This window comes from Pseudomonas sp. WS 5011, assembly GCF_012985775.1.
GTDB lineage: Bacteria > Pseudomonadota > Gammaproteobacteria > Pseudomonadales > Pseudomonadaceae > Aquipseudomonas > Aquipseudomonas peli.
Genome location: NZ_JAAQXA010000055.1, coordinates 1 through 3,167, shown reverse-complemented (window position 1 = coordinate 3,167; position 3,167 = coordinate 1). Strand labels below are relative to the sequence as shown.

Sequence of the window (3,167 nt, the reverse complement as noted above, 5' to 3'; positions counted from 1 at the left end):
AACAGTGCAAGTTGGATAAGCATGAAAGTGGCTCCAAAAAGAAAGGCCCCCGAAGGGGCCTCGGGTGAGGCAGGCGGAACCGAATTAACGGAACCAGCCGATCACCTTGTTAAAGCCCCACCTGGCAACGCCGGGGAGGATTTTGATGGCAGCGATTGCACCGATAGCGGCGACAACGGCGGTTGCGCTGATAGCGCCAGTGACAGCGGTGAAGTCCATGGTGTTACTCCTCGATTATTGAAGGTTGGTCGGTGCGGTGGTTTATGAAGTGGACCACCGTGCCGAATCCCCAGGCGGTGAGCCAAAGGATTAGTGGGAGACTCAATCCGGCCATGAAGGCCTGCCGGACAGTGTCTGCATCTGGTACAGCGAAAAGGGCCGCGAGTGTGGGCGTGGCGGCGTATTCCTGAGCGGTCATAAGTGCATAGCCGGCGCAGGCGTCGGTGTATTCACCGATCACTTCGAGGGTGCTGCCGACGGCGGCTATGCAGAGAGCCATGGTTAGCTGGCCACTGCTTGTGGCTTGCCAATGGCGAGCGGTTCAAGGCGCGGGGAGACCATGAAAGACTCAAATTTGCCGATGAAAAAGGAGTCCTCAACAAGCTGGTATTTGCCAGCGGCGTAAGCGGGCTGACCTTCCTGCAGGTGGACGCGGGTGCGCTGTGGATACGGCGCTTCACCGATGGTCACCCAGGCGTCTTGCTCGCGGATTTTCCATGGCTTCTGCTGGGCGCTGATGCCGGAGCGTTCGTGAATTTTGGTGTCGTGGATCTCGAAAACGATTTTGAGCGGACGGGTTTGCATAGTTACCACCTCTGAGTTTGGCCAAATGGCCGTTAGTAGCCGAACAGGTCGCAGTAGCACGGAGCGGAAAGCTCCTTTAGCTGAGCTTTGAGCTGGTCGGTTTCGTACCGGTCGAACCGGAATTTCTTGTCTTCTGCGTCACGAATGGCAGCAGCTTCAGCGAGTGCTTTGTCTGTCGTTTCGCGCAGATGGGCGTTGAGAAAAGAGCCGCGGACTTGCTGCTGAAAAGCCATATTGCGGCGCTGGGCGTTGCTGATTTGGGTGCCTTGAAAGCTGACAGTTCTCATGCGGCAACCTCAGAACAAGCGGCGTCGAGGCAGTCCGGGCAAATGGCAAATTCAGGTGGTAGGCGCTGATCTGTGATCAGGTCTGGAGCCTGCGCAGGCTGGGCCATCAGCTGACCCATTGGGGCCTCGCAGAGATCGCAATAAACGCGGTCGTGGATGATCATTTAGGCCACCAGTCGCAGGTGGCGAGGTGCTACCGGGTGACGGTAGAACGAAGGCAGCAGCAGCACGTCACTGGTGACGATTTCTTCACAGCGGCGGATGGTGACAGCGCTGTGGCGGGTGATGTCGTACGGCATCGCGATGTTGAGGCCAATACGGTTCAGGCGAGCGCGGTAGGTCTGCATCTGCGACTTGTTGAAGTCGAAGTGAATCCCAGGGCAATTCATCCACTGGAGTGCAATGTTCGCAGTGGCATTTGCAGCCTGGCGGGAGGTGACAATGCCCTTCCCTATCAGCTGATCCGCAATCGTGTTGTAGTCCATCGCCGTCACCTCTAACTTTTCATCAATCGCCAGAAACTTGTTGTGTATCCCCTGAAAGGACTGCTCATCGAACAGGCCCCACCATTCCAGGCGTTCGCGCTGTAAAAACTCTGATTTCAGTTCCTGTTCCATACGAACTACGCCCTGCTCATCACAGAAATCGGCGATCTGCTGGAGATAACGGAACTCAGGCGACTCTTCGCCGAAGTTGCGTTTGCACTTGGGGAACAGAAATTTGCGGATGGCCTGGGCCTTGCCGTAGGCCTTTTCGTAGTGGTCGCGAGCCTTCCAATCGACCGTCCAGCCGTCCTCGTAGAGGTGGCCGTTTTTGTAGCCGTAACGCTGGGTGCTGAGCGCCCGGATATAGGCCCTGTCGTTGCCCTTCCCCACCGTCCGGTTTGTGGTCAGATCGACCCGGCGGATACGTGCGCCATTGCCGACTAAGCTGGACTTAGAGCCCTCTTCGCTTTGGCGCATGCCCCAGGAGGTGCACTTGGTAAACCGAGGTAAGCGCCAGAAGCCGTACTGGTCTGAATACTCGGTGACGATGTCGTTGTAGACAGCAATGCATTCATCCAGGGAGCGGAACCCGTCGAGGTTGTCCAGGCGGTTAACCGCGCTAGGGTTGCCCTTGACGGTGAGCTTGTTGCCATCAACACGAATCTGAATAACGGTCGAATAGCTGCCTTCGTGCTTCCAGCCTGGGCATGTATCGCGGAGCTGCTGACCGGTACGACGGTCGTAGTAACAAATGCCGGTGTCAGAGACTTTCGGGAGTACGAACGGGAAAACCTGCTCAACCGTGAGGTAGTCGTAAAACATCCGAGAAGTTGAATTTGTCGAAGGCGTCATGCCGTTTTCCCGTCACTACCTGTCAATACCTGAATACAGGTATCTAGATGCCGGTATCCTAGCAATGAGGAATCTCAGAATGCAAGCACTTAAATACCGGAATAACGGAACTGTACAGGTGAACAGTATTTACGATCTCGGCACGATGAAAAGCCACGGCGAGCGAGTCATGACATTCAGTGAGAACCTGAAGCGGTTCAGGAAGGCGCGCGGGCTAACGCAACCGCAGGTATGGGGGCCAGCCGGGGTGGGGAAGTCTTCATACACCGCATACGAGGCAGGCGCTTCCATGCCGTCTGCGGACAAGGTGGTGGATCTTGCCAAGGTGCTGGGAATTACGACAGACGAGCTACTTCTTGATGAGTCCGAAATGTCGGTATCCGAAGATCTAAGGCCCATATTGAAGAGATTTGATGCGCTACCACCTGAAATCAGGAATCAGGCACGAATCGCGCTAAAGGGCGTGCTATTCGGGTACGAACAGGAAGTCATCCGTTGATCACGTGGACGCTATGGCTTCACCTGCACGTAATGGGCGCAGACGAAACGCAACTGGAAAAGTCGCAAGTCATTGAAATAAAAGGCTTTTCCAGCATTGCCGACTGCGAAAAAGCGGGCCAGGCGGCTAGCGAAGTATTCATGACTGGGGATAGCTCCCGAAACGGCCTGGTGATGGACTGCAAAAAAGCCTGAAATCATGGAAGTCCGGGGTAAATTGGGGGTGTTACAGCACCCCCAC

Annotated in this window: 7 protein-coding genes; 1 reads left to right on the top strand and 6 read right to left on the bottom strand. The window is 55.7% G+C overall.

Features of this window, described 5'->3' with window-relative positions; translation table 11 throughout:
• Nucleotides 1-84: 84 nt before the first annotated feature.
• The 5 genes from HBN63_RS22070 to HBN63_RS22065 all read right to left on the bottom strand — a co-directional run bounded on the left by HBN63_RS22070 (nt 85) and on the right by HBN63_RS22065 (nt 2,428).
• Nucleotides 85-219, bottom strand: a complete 135-nt coding sequence (locus tag HBN63_RS22070; RefSeq protein WP_262499076.1) for a hypothetical protein — start codon at nt 217-219, stop codon at nt 85-87.
• A gap of 4 nt (nt 220-223) precedes the next feature.
• Complete coding sequence (locus HBN63_RS21390) at nt 224-499, bottom strand: hypothetical protein (protein WP_170050819.1); 276 nt, start codon at nt 497-499, stop codon at nt 224-226.
• A gap of 2 nt (nt 500-501) precedes the next feature.
• Nucleotides 502-804, bottom strand: coding sequence for a single-stranded DNA-binding protein (locus HBN63_RS21385; RefSeq protein ID WP_170050818.1), 303 nt, complete (start codon nt 802-804; stop codon nt 502-504).
• 32 nt (nt 805-836) lie between these two features.
• Nucleotides 837-1,091, bottom strand: coding sequence for a hypothetical protein (locus HBN63_RS21380; protein ID WP_170050817.1), 255 nt, complete (start codon nt 1,089-1,091; stop codon nt 837-839).
• A gap of 164 nt (nt 1,092-1,255) precedes the next feature.
• Nucleotides 1,256-2,428 carry a phage/plasmid replication protein gene (locus HBN63_RS22065; RefSeq protein WP_170050816.1) on the bottom strand — a complete coding sequence of 391 codons (1,173 nt, stop codon included), beginning with the start codon at nt 2,426-2,428 and terminating at the stop codon, nt 1,256-1,258.
• Between HBN63_RS22065 and HBN63_RS21370 the strand changes: the two genes are divergently transcribed.
• Nucleotides 2,427-2,927 (top strand): helix-turn-helix transcriptional regulator, encoded by a 501-nt coding sequence (locus HBN63_RS21370; protein WP_262499075.1) that lies wholly within the window; start codon nt 2,427-2,429, stop codon nt 2,925-2,927. The two genes, HBN63_RS22065 and HBN63_RS21370, sit on opposite strands and share 2 nt — an antisense overlap.
• 11 nt (nt 2,928-2,938) lie before the next feature.
• Here HBN63_RS21370 and HBN63_RS21755 read toward each other — a convergent pair.
• The coding region (locus HBN63_RS21755) for a hypothetical protein (protein ID WP_223181895.1) at nt 2,939-3,167 on the bottom strand (229 nt) is incomplete at its 5' end.

Coding starts and splice junctions, on each gene's coding strand:
- HBN63_RS22070 (WP_262499076.1), bottom strand. CDS start 219: ATGGACTTCACCGCTGTCACTGGCGCTATCAGCGCAACCGCCGTTGTC.
- HBN63_RS21390 (WP_170050819.1), bottom strand. CDS start 499: ATGGCTCTCTGCATAGCCGCCGTCGGCAGCACCCTCGAAGTGATCGGT.
- HBN63_RS21370 (WP_262499075.1), top strand. CDS start 2,427: ATGCCGTTTTCCCGTCACTACCTGTCAATACCTGAATACAGGTATCTA.
- HBN63_RS21385 (WP_170050818.1), bottom strand. CDS start 804: ATGCAAACCCGTCCGCTCAAAATCGTTTTCGAGATCCACGACACCAAA.
- HBN63_RS21380 (WP_170050817.1), bottom strand. CDS start 1,091: ATGAGAACTGTCAGCTTTCAAGGCACCCAAATCAGCAACGCCCAGCGC.
- HBN63_RS22065 (WP_170050816.1), bottom strand. CDS start 2,428: ATGACGCCTTCGACAAATTCAACTTCTCGGATGTTTTACGACTACCTC.